The 20017-nt window shown below is 64.1% G+C and carries 21 protein-coding genes and 1 riboswitch; of the genes, 14 read left to right on the top strand and 7 right to left on the bottom strand.

Annotated features, from left to right (window positions below; all coding sequences use genetic code 11):
- Positions 1 to 215: 215 nt before the first annotated feature.
- Positions 216 to 428 (top strand): hypothetical protein, encoded by a 213-nt coding sequence (locus tag BJ122_RS19070; RefSeq protein WP_210205469.1) that lies wholly within the window; start codon positions 216 to 218, stop codon positions 426 to 428.
- Between the two features lie 216 nt (positions 429 to 644).
- Here BJ122_RS19070 and BJ122_RS16665 read toward each other — a convergent pair whose 3' ends face one another.
- Positions 645 to 1568: a hypothetical protein gene (locus tag BJ122_RS16665; RefSeq protein WP_146227213.1), complete on the bottom strand. Its 924-nt coding sequence runs from the start codon at positions 1566 to 1568 to the stop codon at positions 645 to 647.
- Positions 1569 to 1784: 216 nt separating this feature from the next.
- A riboswitch (cobalamin riboswitch) is annotated at positions 1785 to 1992 on the bottom strand.
- A gap of 47 nt (positions 1993 to 2039) precedes the next feature.
- Positions 2040 to 2936: an SDR family NAD(P)-dependent oxidoreductase gene (locus tag BJ122_RS16660; protein ID WP_110782327.1), complete on the bottom strand. Its 897-nt coding sequence runs from the start codon at positions 2934 to 2936 to the stop codon at positions 2040 to 2042.
- Positions 2937 to 3198: 262 nt separating this feature from the next.
- On the opposite strand from BJ122_RS16660, the gene BJ122_RS16655 reads away from it, so the two are divergent.
- Positions 3199 to 3486 carry a hypothetical protein gene (locus tag BJ122_RS16655; protein ID WP_181418976.1) on the top strand — a complete coding sequence of 96 codons (288 nt, stop codon included), beginning with the start codon at positions 3199 to 3201 and terminating at the stop codon, positions 3484 to 3486.
- Positions 3487 to 3500: 14 nt separating this feature from the next.
- Here BJ122_RS16655 and BJ122_RS16650 read toward each other — a convergent pair whose 3' ends face one another.
- A complete protein-coding gene (locus BJ122_RS16650) occupies positions 3501 to 4433 on the bottom strand; it encodes an APH(3') family aminoglycoside O-phosphotransferase (protein ID WP_245407766.1) in 933 nt (310 codons plus the stop codon).
- A 34-nt stretch (positions 4434 to 4467) separates the two neighbouring features.
- Between BJ122_RS16650 and BJ122_RS16645 the strand changes: the two genes are divergently transcribed.
- The 3 genes from BJ122_RS16645 to BJ122_RS16635 all read left to right on the top strand — a co-directional run bounded on the left by BJ122_RS16645 (position 4468) and on the right by BJ122_RS16635 (position 6419).
- The gene (locus BJ122_RS16645; RefSeq protein WP_110782319.1) at positions 4468 to 5229 is read left to right on the top strand and encodes a helix-turn-helix transcriptional regulator; all 762 of its coding nucleotides are present in this window, start codon (positions 4468 to 4470) and stop codon (positions 5227 to 5229) included.
- A gap of 73 nt (positions 5230 to 5302) precedes the next feature.
- Complete coding sequence (locus BJ122_RS16640) at positions 5303 to 5704, top strand: VOC family protein (protein WP_110782318.1); 402 nt, start codon at positions 5303 to 5305, stop codon at positions 5702 to 5704.
- A gap of 127 nt (positions 5705 to 5831) precedes the next feature.
- Positions 5832 to 6419, top strand: a complete 588-nt coding sequence (locus tag BJ122_RS16635; RefSeq protein WP_110782317.1) for an acyl-homoserine-lactone synthase — start codon at positions 5832 to 5834, stop codon at positions 6417 to 6419.
- Positions 6420 to 6463: 44 nt separating this feature from the next.
- Here BJ122_RS16635 and BJ122_RS16630 read toward each other — a convergent pair whose 3' ends face one another.
- Positions 6464 to 7078 (bottom strand): TetR/AcrR family transcriptional regulator, encoded by a 615-nt coding sequence (locus tag BJ122_RS16630; protein ID WP_110782316.1) that lies wholly within the window; start codon positions 7076 to 7078, stop codon positions 6464 to 6466.
- A gap of 68 nt (positions 7079 to 7146) precedes the next feature.
- On the opposite strand from BJ122_RS16630, the gene BJ122_RS16625 reads away from it, so the two are divergent.
- Complete coding sequence (locus tag BJ122_RS16625; protein ID WP_110782315.1) at positions 7147 to 7578, top strand: VOC family protein; 432 nt, start codon at positions 7147 to 7149, stop codon at positions 7576 to 7578.
- A 29-nt stretch (positions 7579 to 7607) separates the two neighbouring features.
- On the opposite strand, the gene BJ122_RS16620 is transcribed toward BJ122_RS16625, so the two are convergent.
- Entirely contained in the window at positions 7608 to 8081 is a 474-nt protein-coding gene (locus tag BJ122_RS16620) for a MarR family winged helix-turn-helix transcriptional regulator (RefSeq protein ID WP_110782314.1), read from the bottom strand.
- 126 nt (positions 8082 to 8207) lie between these two features.
- On the opposite strand from BJ122_RS16620, the gene BJ122_RS16615 reads away from it, so the two are divergent.
- On the top strand, positions 8208 to 8555 hold the full coding sequence (locus tag BJ122_RS16615) for an ArsC family reductase (protein WP_110782326.1): 348 nt from the start codon (positions 8208 to 8210) through the stop codon (positions 8553 to 8555).
- Here BJ122_RS16615 and BJ122_RS16610 read toward each other — a convergent pair.
- On the bottom strand, positions 8539 to 10032 hold the full coding sequence (locus tag BJ122_RS16610) for a pyruvate kinase (RefSeq protein WP_110782313.1): 1494 nt from the start codon (positions 10030 to 10032) through the stop codon (positions 8539 to 8541). The two genes, BJ122_RS16615 and BJ122_RS16610, sit on opposite strands and share 17 nt — an antisense overlap.
- Positions 10033 to 10308: 276 nt before the next feature.
- On the opposite strand from BJ122_RS16610, the gene BJ122_RS16605 reads away from it, so the two are divergent.
- From BJ122_RS16605 to BJ122_RS16580, 6 genes are all read left to right on the top strand, one after another.
- Entirely contained in the window at positions 10309 to 11064 is a 756-nt protein-coding gene (locus tag BJ122_RS16605) for an ABC transporter ATP-binding protein (protein ID WP_110782312.1), read from the top strand.
- Positions 11057 to 11803 (top strand): ABC transporter ATP-binding protein, encoded by a 747-nt coding sequence (locus tag BJ122_RS16600; RefSeq protein ID WP_110782311.1) that lies wholly within the window; start codon positions 11057 to 11059, stop codon positions 11801 to 11803. The genes BJ122_RS16605 and BJ122_RS16600 overlap by 8 nt, the downstream gene beginning before the upstream one ends.
- A gap of 34 nt (positions 11804 to 11837) precedes the next feature.
- On the top strand, positions 11838 to 13058 hold the full coding sequence (locus BJ122_RS16595) for an ABC transporter substrate-binding protein (protein ID WP_110782310.1): 1221 nt from the start codon (positions 11838 to 11840) through the stop codon (positions 13056 to 13058).
- A gap of 85 nt (positions 13059 to 13143) precedes the next feature.
- A complete protein-coding gene (locus BJ122_RS16590; protein ID WP_110782325.1) occupies positions 13144 to 14007 on the top strand; it encodes a branched-chain amino acid ABC transporter permease in 864 nt (287 codons plus the stop codon).
- 1 nt (position 14008) lies between these two features.
- Entirely contained in the window at positions 14009 to 14977 is a 969-nt protein-coding gene (locus BJ122_RS16585) for a branched-chain amino acid ABC transporter permease (protein ID WP_110782309.1), read from the top strand.
- Between the two features lie 264 nt (positions 14978 to 15241).
- Positions 15242 to 15691 carry a hypothetical protein gene (locus BJ122_RS16580; protein WP_027276937.1) on the top strand — a complete coding sequence of 150 codons (450 nt, stop codon included), beginning with the start codon at positions 15242 to 15244 and terminating at the stop codon, positions 15689 to 15691.
- Between the two features lie 1149 nt (positions 15692 to 16840).
- On the opposite strand, the gene BJ122_RS16575 is transcribed toward BJ122_RS16580, so the two are convergent.
- Entirely contained in the window at positions 16841 to 18754 is a 1914-nt protein-coding gene (locus tag BJ122_RS16575; protein ID WP_110782308.1) for a DUF4407 domain-containing protein, read from the bottom strand.
- A gap of 611 nt (positions 18755 to 19365) precedes the next feature.
- On the opposite strand from BJ122_RS16575, the gene BJ122_RS16570 reads away from it, so the two are divergent.
- Positions 19366 to 20013, top strand: coding sequence for a DUF47 domain-containing protein (locus BJ122_RS16570; RefSeq protein ID WP_430694792.1), 648 nt, complete (start codon positions 19366 to 19368; stop codon positions 20011 to 20013).
- Positions 20014 to 20017: the final 4 nt, after the last annotated feature.

Genomic DNA, 20017 nt, shown 5'->3' with positions numbered 1-20017 from the left:
GATCCTACCAGCGTCGAGTTGGTCCACCCCGAGACGATCGGCGTCAAGCGGATTCGGCTCGAAACAACCAGCGACGAAGTGACGACGGGGATCGAGAAGCGACTACCTTGGCTAAGCGATCGAGGGCCTTTGTTGGACTCACATAGTCGGATGACGATTCATCCTACGTTGGCCCAAACGATAAACCATGATGAATTTTGGCGGAGGTCGAAGCGGTGAGCAATGATCCGGCGACTGATGGCTGCCAGGCTGACCTCATCTACGCCATTGTTGCGATGGTCTCCGACAACCTTGGTGATGTAACGGCCATCGAGTACGTCGTACGTAGCCCGGATGGAGCGCAGCGAAATCCGGGTTGTTCGTCGGTTGCTTCCGTCCCGGATTGCGCTGCGCTCCATCCGGGCTACCTGCTGGGGCTTTCGACGTGAGTAGCTGCTCGTAGGGCGCAATAGCGAAGCGTATTGCGCAGCGATAATGGCGGAGGACCGGACGAGGGCGGCGCCGTTGCAATCGCTCTACCGCGCGTTGGCGACGCAGTCTGGTAGCAACGCGGATGTCACGGCCTGACCGTGATCATGACTGTGTTGATGGCGCGAAGCGAGGCCGGGCCCGCCGCGCGCCGTCGCGCGGCAGGCCGGATCGAACTAACTGAGCGTTGGTGAGCGTTGGTTGTCGGCCGTCATCGCCTCGACCTCCGCCGCGATCAACAGCCAGCTGGTCTCCAGATTACTATCAAGGGCCGGCGCCCAGATCGGCCGACGGCCAAGACGCCGCGAGGTTTCGAAATCGACGCTGCCGGGTGGCCCCGCAAGATCGATGATGACGGCTGTTTCCGGCAGCCGTGCCACCACGGTGGCGCCGACGGGCCGGGCGAAACTGGTCGAGATCAGCAGATCGATCTTGGACGCGACCGCCGGCATGTCTTCAAAGCGATGCGGCACGGCGCCCGCGCTGCGCAGCGCGGCATAATCATCGATGGTATCGGCAGTGGCGTGCACCCGAGCGCCAAGTTCGAGGAGACGATGAACAAGCGATGTGAACGCATCGCCATGACCCACGACGCCGACTGCGATCGCCGGGCTGTGGTGCGGCTGATCGGGCTCCATGGCGAGGGCGTTGATCGATGGCGTGGCCAGATCCGGCCCGGAGCAGCCATGGCCGATGCTGAGCTGACGCTGCCACGGGTCGTCAATTGCTGGGGCGCTCGGCGCTGCCGCGGCGGCCGATCGCAGGTCGAGCGGGCGCGGACGTTCACGCAGCACCGCGATCCGCATCAGCATCTCCACGGTGCGTAGCAGGTGGAACTGCAGCCGCCACAGGTGCGCTCGCCAATCGCGCCGGCGAGTGCTTTGCAGCGCTTCAGGCAAAATCGACGACGACGCATTGATGCGCCGCGCAGGCGGCGTCGCAGAGAGCTCGGGGTGATGGAACGCCGCAGGCGGCTGCACCGTGCTATCGCCATGCAGCATCAGTGTGATCGCGAGCGGCAGCCCAAAATCCTGGTGCCGCTCGGTCGACACGGATTGGCGCGGCCCTGCAACGAGCCGCTTGGAATGCTGTGCCTTCACCGCCTCATTCCCTCTGCTGCGCGAGCGCGACCAGCGGATCAGCGTGTGCGGGCCGCGGCGCGACCGGCCGCGCGGCGGCAACAAATTTGCTTTCGAAAGACATCACCCAAAACCCCGGGGTTGCTGGGGCAGGGGCCAGGCGGAGACATGAGCAACAAGGAGGCCTTAAGGACCGCGACCGCTGTCATGCGACCCACCGGGACACCCCGCCCAGGGACGATTGCATTTGTCGCGGCAGGTCTCCTGGCTCGCGGGTCCTTGCGTCGGTCCTGCCTTCCCGGGCCGTTCGGGCCCAGTGGCGATGTTCGGACGTCAGCTCGCCGCTTACAGTTGCGGGGGCAGCGCCGGTATTGCACCGGCTTCCCTCTTAGCTCTCGGGGCGCAAGCGAATGCGCCACGAAAGACCGTGACAGGCCGGCATTCTAGATCGGCCCCGCGACCGGTCAATCACCCGTGCATTGATTTAGGCGGTTATTGTTGGGAGGCACCGTGCCCTTCAGTCACCGTTTTCGCCGGCCCGCCGGTCAGCACTTCGCTGATTTGCCAGAGCTTGCGGTTCGCCTCGGCATCGCGCGCTTGCGCAGGGGCTAGAATGGTTTTGCGATGGCCAAAGTACTGACCGGTGACGTTGGCCAGCTCCGGCGCGTTGGCGAGGTAGAGCACCCGCTGCGCCGCGCGCGCGGCGGAGGGGATCGCCCAGCCAAACCAGTCGGCAAACAGTTTTAGCCACACGCCCTGGGCGCCATCGGTGCCGCCGAGATTTGATTTGAACACCCCGGGAAATACGCAATTGACGGTGACGCCGCTGCCATGCAGCCGGCGCGCCAGTTCGAACGTGAAATGCAGATTGCCGAGCTTGGATTGGCCATAGGCCTGCATCATGCGATAGCGCCGGCGCTGCCAGTTGAGGTCATCGAAATCGATCGCGGTGTTGATGCGGGTGCCGACATTGATGATCCGCGCCGGCGCGCTGTCCTTCAGCCGCTCCAGCAGCAGATTGGTGAGCAGAAACGGGCCAAGATGATTGGTCGCGAGCGCGCATTCGATGCCCTGCGGACTGAGCCGCCGCTCGGCGAACGCGGTGCCGGCATTGTTGATCAGCAAATGCAGCCGATCAAAGCGCGCCAAAATCGCCCGCGCTGCGGCGCGGATCGCGTCTTGGTCGGCAAGATCGGCGACGAACAGGTGCAGATCATCGTTGCCGGTCGCGGCGCGGATATCTTCGAGCGCCTTCTCGCCGCGGGCGCGGTCACGAACCAGCAGGCCAACGCGCAGGCCCTGCGCCGCCAGCGCACTGGTGATCGCCTTGCCGAGCCCGGAATTGGCGCCCGTCACCAGGGCGGTTTGTTGCGAGGCATTGCTGCTCATCGGACGCTCCATTTCGATCAAAGCAGGGCTAACACCTGAAGAGCTCAAAACAGTCAGCTGGCACAGCATAGCGCACACGCGATCGGCGCGCGACCTTCGACAATTGATGCGTTCTGCGGTAGCGGGTGATCGCGTTCGCCAGCGCTGCGTTATTGCAGAGAGAAGCGCACGTCGCGCATCGCGTCATCGGCGACCAGCGCAGGCAACGAGCCAGCGACGACCAGCAGTGGCAGCGCGGGGGCAGACCACCGATTTCACGCACATGACGCGCAAGGAGCTGTTCGACTGGATGAACTCCAAGATCAAGAGCGGCGAAATGTCGTTCGACCAGAGCGCCACCTTTGTCAGCATGACGCTGAGCTTTCCTGTCGATGGCGCCTACACTGGTCTCGATGATACCGAGCATGTGAATTTCATGCAGGCGGTTGAGAAAGGCATGGTGGGGGCCCAGCAGCGCAACGACTCGGAATTGTTCGAGCGGCTGCAGAACGCGCTGCGCATCATGGATCGCTATCAGGGCGAGATCAGCGGCGTGGATATCCGCGCCTGAGTGAGGCCGATCGTTCAGAAGAACTCATCGAGCAGCCGGTAGAACGCGGTCTTGTTCCAGTCGAGCGGCTGACCGTAGCTGTTGAGGAACGGCCCGACCCAGCCTTCGCCGAGCTCGGCGGCAATGTCGCGCGTCGCCAGTGCGAGATCCTGATGACGGTCAGCAACGCCGAGCCGACCGCAATCGATGAAGCCGGTGAAGCGACCGGCCTCCGCCATCAGATTGGGCAGGCAGGCGTCGCCATGCGTGACCACGGGGGCGGTGACAGCCGGTTGCTGCGCCACCAGTTGCTGCAGCAACTCGGCGGGTGGTACGCCAACATTCTCCTGATCGAAATCCTCGGGATCGACCAGGCCCGCTGCCAGGCGCTCGCGCGCCAGCGCGATCCTTTGATCGGCACTGTGATCGAACGGGCAACTGCCCGCGTCGAGCGCGTGCAACTGTCGCAGCGCTCCGGCGAATAGAGTGACCAGCTCGCGCGGTGACAATTCCGCAGCGCTCAGGTCGCGGCCCGGCACGGCGGATAGCAGCAGCCAGTCGCGATCATTGGTTCGCGTGCTGGCGAGCACCTGGGCGCAGGGCAGCCCGGTGCTTGAGAGCCAGCGTAGCCGCGCTGCTTCGCCGGCGAGTTCGCCGCACGGCTGCGACGGCGCGGTTTTGACGTAGAGCGTTGGCCGGTCGGGGGCCGCGAGCCGGAATACCGCTGCCTCCGAGCAGCCCGTCGTTGCACGCGTCCAGTCCAAGCCGTCGATGCGGCAGTGCCAGGCCGCAGGGACGGGCCACGGCACGCCCGCGGGGTGCGCGCTGCTGGCTTTGGCCGCTGCGCCGCTGCCGGTGTTGTCCGTGAGGCCGTTTGTCATCGAAGCTCTGCCACTCAATCCCGTTTCGCGTCGCCATCGCGAGGCGATATTTTTGTCTTTCAAGTGAGGCGGCTTTGCTGGAAACACTGCCGCAACTTAGGCTAGCCGGAATCTCTCCGCGATGCGTTATCTGGAACTGCTGACGGCGCCGCAGCATGGCCTTGAAGCGGTGTGGCTGTCGCTGAGCGCGCGCGCCGAGCATTATCGGGTGCTGCCCGATGGCCGCTGCGACGTGATCGTGCAATTCGACGCCAGTGCGCGGCCGCTGCGCCCGATCGCGGTGCTGATCGCCGGCCCGGCGACGCGTTTTTATGACGTCGCGCACGGACCGGAAATCGGCTTTGTCGGTGCGCGGCTGCGGCCGGGCTATGCCGCGCCGCTGCTCGACCTTGAGCCATCGTCGCTGGTCGATGGCCATGTCGGCGGCGAGGCGGCGCTAGCGCGCTGGCCGGCGCTGCGCCCGCTCTATGCCCCGGCGCAGGACGGCCACGAGATCGCCGCGCGGCTCTTGGCCTGGGCGGCGGAGCGGATCGCGGCGGCGCGTTTTCAGCCCGATGGCTTGCTGCGCGATCTGCTCGGCAGTTTCCATGGCGCCGGCGGCCGGCTGCGCATTCATGACACCGCCGCGCGCCATCAGGTCAGCGAGCGCACCGTGCAGCGGCTGCTGCGCGAGGCGATCGGGCTGCCGCCCAAAACCTTCGCCAACATTTTGCAATTCCACCACGCGCTGCGGCTTTTGAGCGAGCAGCGACTGTCGCCGGCCGAAGCGGCGCTGCAGGCCGGCTTTGCCGATCAGGCCCATATGAGCCGGGTGTTCCGGCGGCTCGGTGGTTTTACCCCGGGGCGGCGGCCGGAGCTGACCCTGGTCAACATCCGCGGCTGATGTCCGATTTGTTCAAGACCGAACTGCCGATCTGGCGTTTGCAAGGGCGATCGCCTTTCGGCAGGAGACCATCGTGACGTTGAAATCGGCTTCCCCTTGCATCACCACCCAGCAGATCGCCGCGACCCGCGCGTTCTATCAGGACGTCTTTGGCGCCAGCGTCAGCTTTGATTGCGGCTGGTACATCAATCTCGAACTCGCCAGCGGCGTCAGCCTGCAATTCATGGAGCCGCAGCAGGGCCAGCCGCTGTGCGTTCCCGCCGGGCTGACCTATAATTTTTGCGTCGACGACGTCGATGCCGAGTATCAGCGGCTGCAAGCGCGCGGCCTTGATTTCGTGATGCCGATCGCCGACCACCCCTGGGGCGACCGCGGCTTTGCGATCAGCGATCCGAACGGCATCATGCTGTATGTCTATTCCGACCGCGAACCGGCCCCGGAATTCAAGCCGTTCTTCCGACCCGCCGCGAGCTGACGCGCGGGGCCGCGCCGGCTGACAGCCGGAGCGCGACGAAATCATGGGTTGAGCGCGTCGGTATCTTCGCGTTCAATCCGTTCGCCGGGCGGCGCAATCGCACAAGGCGGCGCGCGGCGGGGGATACATGATCCGGATTGTCGAGGCGGCGAGCCTGCAGCGCCATGCCGTGTCGCTGCGCCAGCATTTTGAGCTGCGGCACGCGATTTTCGTGCGCGAGCGCGGCTGGACCGATTTCGACCGCGGCGACATCGAAACCGACCAATATGACAACCACCACGCGGTCTATGCGCTGTGCATCGACGCCGACCAGCAGGTGATCGGCTGTTTTCGGCTCTATCCGACCGTGCTGCCGCATATGATCAGCGAGAGCTTTGCCTGGACCGTCGAAGGCGCGGTGATCCAAGAGCCCGACGTGCTGGAATTGACAAGGTTCGGCATCAAGAAGGGCCATCGCGGCGGCCCGGTCTATCTGGAATTGTTTCTCGGCCTCACCGAATACTGCCTGCACAATGGCATCAGTGGCACCACGGCGCTGATCCGCGCGGTGCGCAAGCCGGTGATGGAGGATTATGGGCTGAGCGTGCGCGCGCTCGGCCCGCTGCTGCCGATCGACGGCGAGATGCATCTGGCGGTGCATTTTGCGATGGACGAGGCGGTGCTGGAGCGGCTGCGTCAGCGAGCCGGCGTGTCGGGTAGCGTGCTGGAAAATTGATCGCGATCAGCGATATATCATATGCTTAGTCGAGAATATTCGCGTTAATTCTGAATGTGAGCCGGTGCGTCGCGCTTCAGTCCGCCGAGTACGGCTTCGATCACGCTCTGGATCTCTTCGACCTTCTGCCCGGACGCCAGCGCCAGTGCGCCGCGGTCGTACAGCGCCGACAGCATCAAGGCGAGCGGCTCAACCGGCAGCTCGCGCAGCACTCCGGCCTTGATCGCGGCGTCCAGTCCCTCGGCCAGCGTGCGGCCGCCATGGCGGCGGTCGAGCGCCGCCAGCTCCTCAAAGCCGAGCACCGCCGGCGCCTCGATCAGCAGCAGGCTGATACGGCCGGGCTGCGCCATCGCGGCGAAGAACGCGCGCCCGCCTGCGATCAGCGCCTCGAACGGCGGCAATGCCGGCGGCGTGGCGCGCTCGATTTCGAGCGCCACCGCGGCCATCTCGGCGTCGATCACGGCCCGGAACAGCGCCTTCTTGTCCTCAAAGTGATGGTACAGCGCGCCGCGCGTCACCCCGGCTGCGCCGACGATCTCGGGCGTTGCGGTGCCGGCAAAGCCCTTGGCCAGAAACAGCGCGCGGGCGGCGCTCAGCAGTGCCTCGATGGTCTGTTCACGGCGTTGTTGATTGCTGCGGCGGGCGACGGTCTCTTGCATACATACAGCCTGTATGTTACGTATCTGGATACAGGCGGCATGTATATATCGCGACGGGAGGAAAGGCCATGCAATGCACCCAATTCTACCCCGTGATCATGACCGGCGACGTCGCCGGCACCGCGGCGTTTTATCGGGCTCATTTCGGCTTCGCTCCGCAGTTCGAGAGCGATTGGTACGTCCATCTGCAATCAACCCAGAATGATCAGGTCAATCTGGCGGTGCTGCACGGCGACCATGATACCATCCCGCAGGACGGCCGGGGCCGCGCCGGCGGGCTGCTGCTCAATTTCGAGGTCGAGGATGTCGATGCGGTCTATGCCCGGATGAAGGCCGCCGGGCTGCCGATGCTGCTCGGTCTGCGCGATGAAGCCTTTGGCCAGCGCCATTTCATCACAAGCGACCCCAATGGCGTGCTGATCGATATCATCACCCCGATCGCGCCGAGCGCCGAATTTGCCGCGGCCTATGGCTCCAGCCCGCAACAGGGCACTGCATAGCGACGGCCGGCGCGCCGGCCGGGCCCGGCTCAGTCGGTTGCGGCGTCGGCCGGCTGCTCGAGCCGCTCGCGCAAGGACGCCAGCAATTCGATGGCGCTGCGCAGCTCGGCGGGATTCACCCCGGCGATCAAGGCGTCGCCGACCGGCTGCCACAGCGCGCTGGCGCGCTCAAACACCTCTTGGCCGCGCGGCGTCATCACCACCAGCTTGGCGCGCTTGTGCGCCGGATTGGGCGCAAACGCCACCAGCCCGGCCGCGGCCAGTTCATCGACCACGCGCTGCACCGATTGCCGCGCCAGCCCCATATTGTCGGCCAGCCGCGCCACCGAATAGCTGCCCTGGCCGTGCACGACCGAGCCCAGCACCTGCCAGCGCGCGCTGCTCAGCCCGAGCGGTTTCACCAAAGCATCGCCGCATTTGATCAGCGCGCCGTTCAGTCGAAAAATCTCCAGCACCAGTTCGTTGACCGGGGCATCGAAGGGAATCGCAGCGGAGGGAGCCATGGCGACTGTCATCTCAAGCGGACAGCATGCTGTCAATAGCGGTCACCGGCATCCGCGCGGTCCGCATTGACCATGGCGCGGTGCTATGCCCCGATCGCCGCCAACTGGTCAGCCGGAGAATCGACGTTGAGCATCACGCTGTATGGCATCAAGAACTGCGACACCATGAAGAAGGCGCGCGCCTGGCTCGACAGCCACGGCATCGCTTACACGTTCCATGACTATAAGAGCGCCGGCATCGATCTGGCGACATTGCAGGGCTGGGTGCGGCAGCTCGGCTGGGAGCCGCTGCTCAACCGCGCCGGCACCACTTTTCGCAAACTGCCGGACGAGCAGAAGCAGGACCTGACGGAAGCGCGCGCGATCGCGCTGATGCTGGCGCAGCCCTCGATGATCAAGCGGCCGGTGCTGGTGCATGCCGGCGGCGTGCTGGTCGGCTTTAAGCCGGAGACCTATCTCAGCGCGCTGCGCTAGCGCGGCTCCAGCTTCGCAGCGCGCGCAGTTGCGGCGTCTTCTTGTGCTGATGGCCGCCCATCCGCGACAGCAGCGTGTCGAGTTCGGTGATCGCCTTGAACAGATAGGGACCCTTGTTCAGCATCACGCATTCGGCGCGCGCCGCCATTGCGGCGTCGGTCATCTCGCCGCGCGATGGCGTGCCTTTCTTGACCAGATGTTCCAGCACCTGGGTGGCCCAGATCACCGGCACATGGGCGGCTTCGCCGATCCACAAAATTTCCTCCTGCATTTCCGCCAGCCGCGCAAAGCCGATTTCCACCGCCAGATCGCCGCGCGCGATCATGATCGCGGTCGGCTGCCGGCCGGCGGCCTGCACCACGATGTCGGGCAGATTGGCGACCGCTTCCGGGGTCTCGATCTTCAGCACCAGCGACAATTGGCGCCAGTCGTTGGGCCGGCGCTCGGCCAGCGCCGCCTGCAGCATTTCGACATCGGCCACCGACTGCACGAATGAGAACTCGATACCGTCGGCCTGCGCGACGATGAAGTCGAGGTCGCTAAGGTCTTTGGCGGTCAGCGCCGGGATCGTCAGCGGCGTGTCGGGGAAGTTCAGCCCCTTTTCTGGTTTCAGCCGCAGCCCATTGGCGGGTGCGGCGGTGACCCGACCGAGCAGGCTGAACGGTTCGCGGCGCTCGATGCGCACGCACAGCTTGCCGTCATCAACGAACACCCGATGGCCGGCAGCGGCGATCGTTAGCGCGTCGGGCAGGGTGCATTCGATCGCGGCGTGCGGCTCGTCGAGCCGGATGCGGTTCAGCCCGCCTTGCGGCACGATCACCAGCAGATCGCCGACCGCGATCCGTTCCACCCCTTCGGGCAGCAGCGCGGCGCCGGTGCGGATTTTCGGGCCGGCGATATCCATCAGGATTTTGATACGGCGGCCGGTGGCTTGTTCGGCGGCATGAACGTGATTGATCATGCGCTGCCAGTGCTCGGGACTGTCATGGGCGCAGTTGATACGGACGGCATCGACGCCGCGTTCGGCCAGCCGCAGCAGAAACGACGGATCGTCGCCGGCCTCGGTCGGGCAGGTGACCAGCAGCGCGGTGTGGCGCGGTCCGGAACGCGGCCCGAACAGCTCACTGCTACGCTCAGCGAGGTAGTGCTCGCCGGCAAAGAACTGCCGCGACGAGGGCCGTTCGGTGGTGGGGGTGCCGCACAGCGCCGCGACGCTGGCGCTCACCGCTTTCAGAGTCGGCAGCACCCGGCTTTCCAGCCGGCCGAGCGAAGACATGCCGAGCGCCATCAACGCGCGTTGTAGCGGGCGCAGATCGTGACGGCGCACCGCCAGATAGTGCGCGAGATTGCTGGCGCTGGCCGCGAAGTCGGGGCGTTCGATGCGGTCCGCCCAGGAGGCCATCCGCAGGCTGCTTTCGGCAGCAATCTCGTCGATCAGCCGTTCGAGTTTCTTTTTCAGTGCCGCGACATCATGCATGCGAGCGCTCCCGGTATTCCTTTCGGCCGACCACGGCCGCAACAGGGTTCACTAGGCGATCTGCACGAAGCTGTTATGACGTTCGCCCTCACCGAACACAGCGACGATGCGCAGCAGGGTGGTGCCGGGTGCGGCGGTGCATTGCATCTTGCGCAACCCCAGCGGTTGATTGCATAGTTGCTATTCAAAGCGGACCCGCGGTGATCGCCGTCGAGGAGCTGCAGGAACAAAATCGGCAGGGCCCCAGCTATGGCACCGGCCGAGGGGGAGACGTGATTGGCCGATGACTTCATTCTTGAAACTCATAGTTTGACCAAGGAATTCGCCGGCTTCTTCGCCGTGCGCGACGTCAATCTGCGAGTGCGCCGTGGACATATTCATGCGTTGATCGGCCCGAACGGGGCCGGCAAGACCACGTGCTTTAATCTTTTGACCAAATTCCTGCGGCCGTCGGCCGGGCAGATTCTCTATAATAGCCGCGATATCACCACCATGGCGCCGGCAGACGTCGCGCGGCTCGGGCTGGTGCGGTCGTTTCAGATTTCGGCGGTGTTTCCTCACCTGACCGCGCTGGAAAATGTGCGCGTGGCGCTGCAGCGCCAGCACGGCAGTTCCTTCGATTTCTGGCGCTCGAAAGCGGTGCTCGATCGCTACAACGATCGGGCGCTGGCGCTGCTCGACGACGTCGGCCTCAACGAATTCGCCAATACGCCGGCGGTGGAAATGCCCTATGGCCGCAAGCGCGCGCTGGAGATCGCGACCACGCTGGCGCTCGACCCGGAGATGATGCTGCTCGACGAGCCGATGGCCGGCATGGGCCATGAGGACATCGACAAGATCGCGGCGCTGATCAAACGGATTTCGGCGAACCACACCATTCTGATGGTGGAACACAATCTATCGGTGGTCGCTAACCTTTCCGACGTGATCACCGTGCTGACCCGCGGCCATGTGCTGGCCGAGGGCAACTACGCCGATCTCACGCAGGATGAGCGCGTCAAGGAAGCCTATCTGGGAGCGGGTCATGGCTGATGCATTGATGGCTCCGCATCGCCCCGCCGCCGCGAGCAACGACACCGTGCTGTCGGTGCGCAATCTGCAGGCCTGGTACGGCGAATCGCATGTGCTGCATGGGCTCGATTTCGACGTGCGCCCCGGCGAGGTGGTGACGCTGCTCGGCCGCAACGGCGCCGGCAAGAGCACCACGCTGAAAGCGGTGATGGGCATCATCGGCAAGCGCAGCGGCGACATCCGTTTTGAAGGCCATGATATCAGCCGCGCGTCGTCCGATCGGATCGCAAGGCTCGGCATTGCGTTCTGTCCTGAGGAGCGCGGCATCTTCGCCAGCCTCGACGTGCGCGAAAACCTGATGCTGCCGCCCGCGGTGCGGCCGGGCGGGTTGTCGCTTGAGGTGATCTTTGAACTGTTTCCCAATCTGCGCGAACGGCTGAAAAGCCAAGGCACCAAACTGTCCGGCGGCGAGCAGCAGATGCTGGCGATCGCCCGCATCCTGCGCACCGGCGCGCGCTTTCTGATGCTCGATGAGCCGACCGAAGGTCTGGCGCCGGTGATCATCCAGCAGATCGGCCACACCATCGCGCGGCTGAAACAGCAGGGCTTCACCATCCTGCTGGTCGAACAGAATTTCCGTTTCGCCGCCACGGTGGCGGATCGTTACTACGTCGTCGAGCACGGCAAGATCATCGACGGCTTTGCCAACTCCGAACTCGAAGCCAACATGGAGAAGCTGCACGCCTATCTCGGCGTCTGAGCCATCCAAAAAGAATTTTTAGGGAGGAATTGAGATGCGTGCGACATTGATGGCGGGACTGCTCAGCACCGTGGCGGCATTGACGTTGGCCGGTGCGGCGATGGCCGACGACAAGGTGGTGAAGATCGGCGCGCTCAGCGATCAGTCCAGCCTTTATGCCGATGTCGGCGGGCCGGGCTCGACGCTGGCCGCGCAGATGGCCGCCGAGGATTCCGGGCTGATCGCCAAGGGCTGGAAGATCGAGGTGATTTCCGGCGATCACCAGAACAAGCCCGATATCGGCGGCAACATCGCCCGGCAATGGCTCGATGTCGACAAGGTCGACGTCATCGTCGACGTGCCCAATTCCGGCGTGGCGCTGGCGGTCAACAACATCGTCAAGGAAAAGAACGCGGTCTATCTCAATTCCGGTGCGGCCAGCTCCGACCTCACCAATGCACAGTGCTCGCCGAACACCGTGCACTGGACCTATGACACCTACATGCTGGCGCACGGCACCGGCGGCGCGCTGGTCAAGGCTGGCGGCGATACCTGGTACTTCCTGACCGCGGACTATGCGTTCGGCGCGGCGCTGGAACGCGACACCACCGCGGTGATCAATGCCTCGGGCGGCCGGGTGGTCGGCGGCGTCAAGCATCCGCTCAACACCTCCGACTTCTCGTCCTTCCTGCTGCAGGCGCAGGCCTCCAAGGCCAAGATCATCGGCCTCGCCAATGCCGGCGGCGACACCACCAACTCAATCAAGCAGGCGTCGGAATTCGGCATCGTCGCCGGCGGCCAGAAGCTGGCGGCGCTGCTGCTGTTCATCAGCGACGTGCACGCGCTCGGCCTCAATGTGGCGCAGGGCCTGAATTTTACCGAAACCTTCTATTGGGACGCCAACGACCAGACCCGCGCATTCGCCAAGCGCTTCTCTGAGCGCATCAAGAACAAGCAGATGCCGACCATGGTCCACGCCGGCGTCTATGCGGCGCTGGTGCACTATTTCAAGACGCTCGACCAGATGGGCGGCAATTCGCGGGACGGCGCCAAGATCGTCGAGAAGATGAAGTCGATGCCGACCGACGATCCGCTGTTCGGCAAGGGCGAAATCCAGGCCAATGGCCGCGCCATTCACCCGGCCTATCTGTTCGAGGTCAAGAAGCCGTCGGAATCGAAGGGGCCGTGGGACTATTACAAGCTGGTCGCGACCATCCCGGCCGATCAGGCTTTTACCCCGCTCGCCGACAGCAAGTGCGCGCTGTTGAAGAAGTAACATGACTGCGCCGGCGGCCACGCGCCGCCGGCCTTGCCCTTGAAGTCGGTTCGCAGGTCAGGATCACGGCACGATGGACATCAATCTGCAGGCCCTGTTGGCGCAGCTTCTGGTCGGGCTGATCAACGGCTCGTTCTACGCGCTGCTCAGCCTCGGCCTTGCCGTGATTTTCGGCATGCTCAACATCATCAATTTCGCCCATGGCGCGCTTTATATGATGGGCGCGTTCTGCGCCTATTTCCTGCTCAATGTGCTCGGCATCGGCTATTGGTACGCGCTGATCATCGCGCCGATCGTGGTCGGGCTGTTCGGCATTCTGCTGGAACGCACCATGCTGCAATGGCTGTCAGGGCTCGATCATTTGTACGGGCTGTTGCTGACCTTTGGACTCGGGCTGATCATCCAGGGCGTGTTCCAAAACTATTTTGGATCGTCCGGCCTGCCTTACGCCATTCCTGAGGAACTGCGCGGCGGCATCAATCTCGGCTTCATGTTCCTGCCGGTGTATCGCGGCTGGGTGGTGGTGTTCTCGCTGGCGGTCTGCCTGCTGACCTGGTTCCTGATCGAACGCACTCAGCTTGGCGCCTATCTGCGCGCCGCGACCGAAAACCCGACGCTGGTGCGCGCGTTCGGCATCAATGTGCCGCGCATGATCACCTTGACTTATGGGCTCGGCGTTGGCCTTGCGGCGCTCGCCGGGGTGCTGTCGGCGCCGATTAACCAGGTGCGGCCGCTGATGGGCGCCGATCTGATCATCGTGGTGTTCGCGGTGGTGGTGATCGGCGGCATGGGCTCGATCATGGGCTCGATCATCACCGGCTTTGCGCTCGGCATCATCGAGGGCCTGACCAAATATTTCTATCCGGAAGCGTCCAACACCGTGGTGTTCGTGTTGATGGTGCTGGTGTTGTTGATCAAGCCCGCGGGCCTTACTGGACGGACTGCCTGAAATGACCTCGATCACTGAAAACGCCATGCCTGTCGGCCGCCGCGCCGTCCGCGACGAGATGATCGCGTTTGCGATCATGACCGTGGTGCTGATGGCGCTGCCATTCACCGGGGTCTATCCGTTCTTCGTGATGCAGGGGCTGTGCTTTGCGCTGCTGGTCTGCGCTTTCAATCTGCTGATCGGTTATGGCGGGCTGCTGTCGTTCGGCCACGCCATGTTCCTCGGCACCGCCGGCTATGTCACCGGGCACGCGCTGAAAGTGTGGGGGCTGCCGCCGGAACTCGGCATCATCGCCGGCACCGCGGCCGCCGCCGCGCTCGGCGTGCTCACTGGCCTGATCGCGATCCGCCGCCAGGGCATCTATTTTGCGATGATCACGCTGGCGCTGGCGCAGCTGATGTACTTCGTCTATCTGCAGGCGCCATTCACCCATGGCGAAGACGGCATCCAGGGCATTCCGCAGGGCCATCTGTTCGGCTTCATCAACCTGTCCAATCCGACCACGCTGTATTTCGTGGTGCTGGCCGGGTTCCTGTTCGGGTTCCTGATCATCTACCGCGCCATCAATTCGCCGTTCGGCGAGGTGCTGAAGGCGATCCGCGAGAACGAGCCGCGCGCCATCTCGCTCGGCTATCGCACGGACCATTACAAGCTGTTGGCATTCGTGCTGTCGGCGACGCTGGCCGGCTTTGCCGGCTCGCTGAAAGTGTTCGTGGCGCAAAACGCCTCGCTCACCGACGTGCATTGGACCATGTCGGGCGAAATCGTGCTGATGACGCTGGTCGGCGGGCTCGGCACGGTGTTCGGGCCGGTGGTCGGCGCGTTCGTGATCATCGCCATGCAACAGTATCTGGCCGGCTTCGGGCAATGGGTCACGGTGATCCAGGGCGCGATCTTCGTGATCTGCGTGCTGACCTTCCGCCGCGGCGTGGTCGGCGAAATCGCGCACTACTTCAAACGTTCGCTGTGATAGACCAGCCCTGCGCCGGCCGGTTCCGGCGCAGTTCCAGAGCGAGGGCGGGCGCCGCCGTGCGGCGATGGCGAAAAATACGGTAGCAAGGTACAGTGATTGGCTCTTGACGCGCCAATCCAAAGGAACTTGTCGCTCTGAATCAATGTTTTTAAGCGGGCATAGAGTAAGATTGCTTCACACTGCTGATTCTAAGTCCGGCCTCTCTTCGGAGAGAGACACAACCTTAAAAGGGCACCCAGAACCGGGTGGGAAGGTCGTCAAATGCAATATTGGATCGCTGCCTTTGCAGCCGCACTCGTAGTCGTAATCGGCTACGCCGCCGGTCCCATTGGGGCCATCATCGCCATCGCCGCGTTCTCGGTCGCGCTGTTCCTGCTGTGGGCCTATCGCCTCGGTTTCAACGGTGCCTGGACCAGCTTCGGTCTCGACCGCTTCACCGCGCCGCTGTGGAAGTCGGAAAACTGGGATCGCTTCAACGCCATCTTCGCTGATCGCGAGAAGGTCGTGAAGGCTGCCACCGTGGCCGTGGTGCTGATCGCGGTGTCGCTGGTGCTGCCGACTAATCAGGTGATCATCGCGGTGGCCGCGGTCGCCGCTTGGTACGTGTTCCAGGTCTACCGCGCCAACAAGCCGGCCCGTCCGGCCAGCTCGCTGGAATCGCCGGTCTATCCGTCGGTCGAAAACCGCAACGAGATCTCCCGCATCAACTGATCGCGCGAGAGTCTTACGCAGCGGCAGGCGGCGCGCACGAACGCGCCGCTTTCGGGTTGAGCAAAACCCCTCGCAGGTCCGGAGCATTTCCGGCGGCGAGGGGTTTTTGGTTTTTGGGGCGTGCGGGAGCGCGGGTGGTTATCGCGCCGATCGTTGGACATGGGCGTAGGACGTTGGGTGTCGGAAGTTGGGCGTGGGACGTTTGGTGTCGAACTCGGCGCGGGCCGTGGGCGACAAGGCGTTGGCCGCACGGTAGGGGATGGTGATGCCGTCGCTGGTGATGCCGCCCAGGCACTCCCATCGAGACCCACCGTTCCCCCACGGGTCGATATCCTTGAGCTGTGGGGCGAGCCGAGCAGGGCGCTTCTAACGAAGCATCGGCAACAGAGGTCGAACCGGACGGCGCGGCAAACGAGGATAGCCATCTCATACCAATGGCTCCTGCCATTGACTCGTCATGCCCGCGCTTGTCGCGGGTATCCACGTCTTGAAAGCGCTGTCGGATCAGAGACGTGGATGGCCGGGACGGAGCCCGGCCATGACATGCGGATGGGTTGGTATCAATTTACGTGGGTATCAGCCCGCGGATGGCGGCCTCGCAGTGGACAGGCGTGCTCGGCCAGAGTGAGCAGGCCGATCGATCGGGCTCGGTCAGTGGAAGTGGTTGAAGGAGGGGCGCCCCTCAGTCATGACATCGGGTCTTATCAATGAATGACCGTCATACCCGCGCTTGTCGCGGGTATCTTGAAATCGCCGCAAGATCAAAGACGTGGATGGCTGGGACGAACCCGGCCATGACGTGCGGACTGGTCGGTATCAATTGCCGTTGGTATCAGTAGGCAGCAAAGTGCTGCGGGACAGCGCCACGCGCTTCTTTTCCCTCCCCCTTGCGGGGAGGGTGGCCGGCCGTAAGGCCGGTCGGGTGGGGGTATTACTGCCGAGCGGGACGAGGCAATTAAGGAGCGTCGGGCGTCGGCGGTTAAGAGCGTCGAGATACAATCAGAGCTGTGCCCAGCCACACCAAACCGCGTGCGTAGGGGGTGGTGAAGTGGCTCCCCCGGTTCGCTTGCCAGCGAAACCAGGGAAGCGCCGCCGCTACCGCAACGACGCATCGTGAGCGGCGGGCTTGTGGGTCCGCCAGCCCGTCCGCTACGGGCTCTGCAAGGCGCCGTAGCGCAGCGAGTAGTTCATTGACGAGAATCCGCCCTTGCCCTGGCCGGCGGCGTCGGCCGCGCTCCGGGCGGGCTCGATATCGCGCTGCTCGGCCTGCTCCGGCCTGGTTGCCGGATGGGTGCGGTCGTCGAAATAGGCGTTGGTCAGCGCCGCGCTGCTCACAGCGGCGGCGGGCACCGCCGCCACGGCGTCGGCCGGTGCAGCACGCGCCGGCTCCGGCCGGTCGCGGTTGGTCATCGGGATCGCGGCCAGCGAGGCGCCGGCAGCGGCGGCTTCGCGCACCACCACGCCCTCGCGGCGCGGCTGCGGCACCAAGCGGGGCTGTGGCCGCGGCTGCGGCTCGCGGTGCTCCGCTGCAGCTCTGGCAGCCGGCGTCGCGGCCGGCTCGGCCTTGGCGGCATGGGCGTGGTGACCGTTAGCGTGGTGACCATTGCCATGAGCCGGCGTATGGCCGCGCGACCGGGCGGTTGCGGCGGCGGCATTGTTCAAGGCGGGTTCGGACTTCTTGAACAGCGTGCGGGCCAGCCGCGAGCCGAGGCTCGGGCGCGGCCGGCGCTCCGGCTGCGGTTCCAAAGGCGGCAGCGGTTCGGACGCGGCCTGCTCGATCCGGCGCCGTTCGCGGTCCACTTCAGCCTGGATCTTGGCGGCGTAAACCGAGGGCGGCGAAAAGAAGATTTTGGCAACAACTGGAACGATTTCCAGGAAGATGATGAAGAAGCGTGTCATCCACGAGAACAGCGCGATGGTACCGCCGTCCTTCGGATCGTTCTTCAATTCCTGATAGGCGGCCATTCGGGTCAGCGGGTCGGCCTTGTCCTTCTTCTCCTGATAATAGGACTCGGTCATCACCTTGCGGCGGAAATCCTCGACCGCGGTGGCGCGGTCGGTTTCCAGCTGCTTGATCTCGGCGCGGGCGGCGTTGACCTGGAGCTGCAGCGCATCGCGCTTGGCGGCGATGGTGGCGCGCTCGCGGTCGCGGGTCTGTTCGGCCTCGGCGGCGATCCGGGCCTGGACCGCGCGCAGCTCGTCACCCTTGGCTTGCAGCTGCGCGATCTCGGCCTCGCGGGCGGCGCTCTGCGCCTGGAAGATTTCTTTCTGCCGCTTGGCGAATTCGTAGCGCGGCCCGGTGCCGGCGCGGCCGCTATTGGTCGGGGTGTTCTTCTGGCCGAATTCCTCGGCGTTCATGTCGGCGGCGTAACGCTGTACCGTCTGTTCGATCTGGCGCTGCTCGGCGCGCAATTCGCCTTCGCGGACCATCAGCGCCTTGATCTGCTGCTCGACATTCTCGCTGCGGGCCAGCGCCGCCGGGTCGATCGGCGGGGTCTCGTGCAAGGCGGCCTGCAGCAAGCCTTCCAGATTGGCGGAGGCGTCGCGGCGGCGGTCGATCTCGGCGCCGAGCTGGGCGTCATATTGGGCGATTTTCTGGAAAATCGGCTGGTTGGCGGCGACGCGGTCGCGCTCGATCTTGTCATTGATGGTGCCGGAGAAGATCGCCAGTTCCAGGAACATCGCGATCACCCAGGCCAGCCCCAGCGACAGCACCAGCCGGATCGCGATCCTGCCGAACCGCCAGGTCGACTGCCGGGCCTCGGCGCTCGATTGCGGGCTCGGGTTACCGTTCCAGAACGAGCCTTGATAGAACCAGTCGGATTGGCACAGCGCGCGGTCGAACATCAGCACCGTCAGCGCGATCACCAGGGCGACCAGCGCGCGCGTGGTGATGTTGTCGATCATGTAGCCGGTGGCGTGAAACGACACCCCCAGCACCACCAGGAATGACAAGCAGAGCGAAAAGCCCAGATGGGCCGCCCACATCTTGTCGGTGGCGGGGCAGGTCTCAAGTGTCTTGCGGTCAACACCAGCGACGAAATTGAGGACGGTACGAATCATGGCTGTCCACTCTGCGATGCTGCGTCGCGATCTGGCTCGCAATTGCGAGCACAATAAGATGGCAGATCGGCGACAGGGCTCGAGATCAGGTCCGCAGGCATTCCATTCACAACTAACTTGCTCCAGGACGACCGCGGCTCGGCCGCAACGTTGGAAAAGTCTGTTGTTAGGACACAGCCCAGCGCGCTGGACGTGCTTACGCCATTATTGGAAGTCGTCGATCACGCCTTGAACTGCGGCTCTCTGCCCGCTTTGCGAACAGAATTACGTCGCAGGGTCCGCCGCCTCGATTTTCGAGCGGCTTAACCACCAAGGAGCCTCGCAACTCTATGTCGCGGGACCAGCGGTGATTCGCACTCTCAGATTATCGTTCAACGCCGCGGCGAGTGGCCAGCGAAATCGATGTCGGAACCGAGTTGCTCACGGGATTGGTAAATGTCGGCGGTATAATGATCCGTGTGACAGGGGTGATGTAATCCGGTGCCACAAAACGGTGGATGACGGCCGAGCACGCAATGGAGATTGCCTGTGCGGTCAGGAAATGATCTATGACGCCGCTGTGACAAGGTGTCGCCGTGCGGCGTGCGCCGTCATAACAGATGGGTCCTTCGATGTTGCTGCAGTGGTTTCGCGCCTTTCTCCCAAGGGAAGAGAGGTTTTTTGACCTGTTTTCTCGCCACTCGGATACCGTTTTGCTGGGCGCGGGGGCGCTGCAGGACATGCTGCGCGGGGGCAAGGAGACACCGCTGCACTGCCAGCGCATCAGCCAGTTCGAGGCCGATGCCGACGCCATCACCCGCGAAGTGCTGACCGCAGTGCGGCGCACCTTCATCACCCCGTTCGACCGGGTCGACATCAAGAACCTGATCACCTCGATGGACGACGCCATCGACCAGATGCAGCAGACCAGCAAAGCGGTGATCCTGTTCGAGGTTCACGAATTCGAACCGCCAATGCGCGAGATCGGCACCTTGCTGGTCGAGAGCGCCAAGCTGGTCGGGCGGGCGCTGCCGCTGCTCAAGTCGATCGGGCCCAATGTCGCGATGCTGTCGGCGATCACCGAGGAGCTCGGCAAGCTCGAGGGCCGGGTCGACGATCTGCACGACATCGGCCTCAAGGAACTGTTCCTGAAACATCGCAACGCCAACACCATGGATTTCGTGGTCGGCGCCGAGATCTACGACCATCTCGAAAAGGTCGCCGACCGTTTCGACGACGTCGCCAACGAGATCAACAGCATCGTCATCGAACAGGTTTAGGGTA

This window comes from Rhodopseudomonas faecalis (assembly GCF_003217325.1).
In the GTDB taxonomy this organism is placed as follows: domain Bacteria; phylum Pseudomonadota; class Alphaproteobacteria; order Rhizobiales; family Xanthobacteraceae; genus Rhodopseudomonas; species Rhodopseudomonas faecalis.
This window is presented reverse-complemented; position numbering and strand designations above follow the sequence as displayed.

Coding starts and splice junctions, on each gene's coding strand:
- BJ122_RS16570 (WP_430694792.1), top strand. CDS start 19,366: ATGTTGCTGCAGTGGTTTCGCGCCTTTCTCCCAAGGGAAGAGAGGTTT.
- BJ122_RS16645 (WP_110782319.1), top strand. CDS start 4,468: ATGCGTTATCTGGAACTGCTGACGGCGCCGCAGCATGGCCTTGAAGCG.
- BJ122_RS16585 (WP_110782309.1), top strand. CDS start 14,009: ATGACCTCGATCACTGAAAACGCCATGCCTGTCGGCCGCCGCGCCGTC.
- BJ122_RS16600 (WP_110782311.1), top strand. CDS start 11,057: ATGGCTGATGCATTGATGGCTCCGCATCGCCCCGCCGCCGCGAGCAAC.
- BJ122_RS16635 (WP_110782317.1), top strand. CDS start 5,832: ATGATCCGGATTGTCGAGGCGGCGAGCCTGCAGCGCCATGCCGTGTCG.
- BJ122_RS16580 (WP_027276937.1), top strand. CDS start 15,242: ATGCAATATTGGATCGCTGCCTTTGCAGCCGCACTCGTAGTCGTAATC.
- BJ122_RS16655 (WP_181418976.1), top strand. CDS start 3,199: ATGACGCGCAAGGAGCTGTTCGACTGGATGAACTCCAAGATCAAGAGC.
- BJ122_RS16610 (WP_110782313.1), bottom strand. CDS start 10,032: ATGCATGATGTCGCGGCACTGAAAAAGAAACTCGAACGGCTGATCGAC.
- BJ122_RS16620 (WP_110782314.1), bottom strand. CDS start 8,081: ATGGCTCCCTCCGCTGCGATTCCCTTCGATGCCCCGGTCAACGAACTG.
- BJ122_RS16630 (WP_110782316.1), bottom strand. CDS start 7,078: ATGCAAGAGACCGTCGCCCGCCGCAGCAATCAACAACGCCGTGAACAG.
- BJ122_RS16575 (WP_110782308.1), bottom strand. CDS start 18,754: ATGATTCGTACCGTCCTCAATTTCGTCGCTGGTGTTGACCGCAAGACA.
- BJ122_RS16595 (WP_110782310.1), top strand. CDS start 11,838: ATGCGTGCGACATTGATGGCGGGACTGCTCAGCACCGTGGCGGCATTG.
- BJ122_RS16625 (WP_110782315.1), top strand. CDS start 7,147: ATGCAATGCACCCAATTCTACCCCGTGATCATGACCGGCGACGTCGCC.
- BJ122_RS16660 (WP_110782327.1), bottom strand. CDS start 2,936: ATGAGCAGCAATGCCTCGCAACAAACCGCCCTGGTGACGGGCGCCAAT.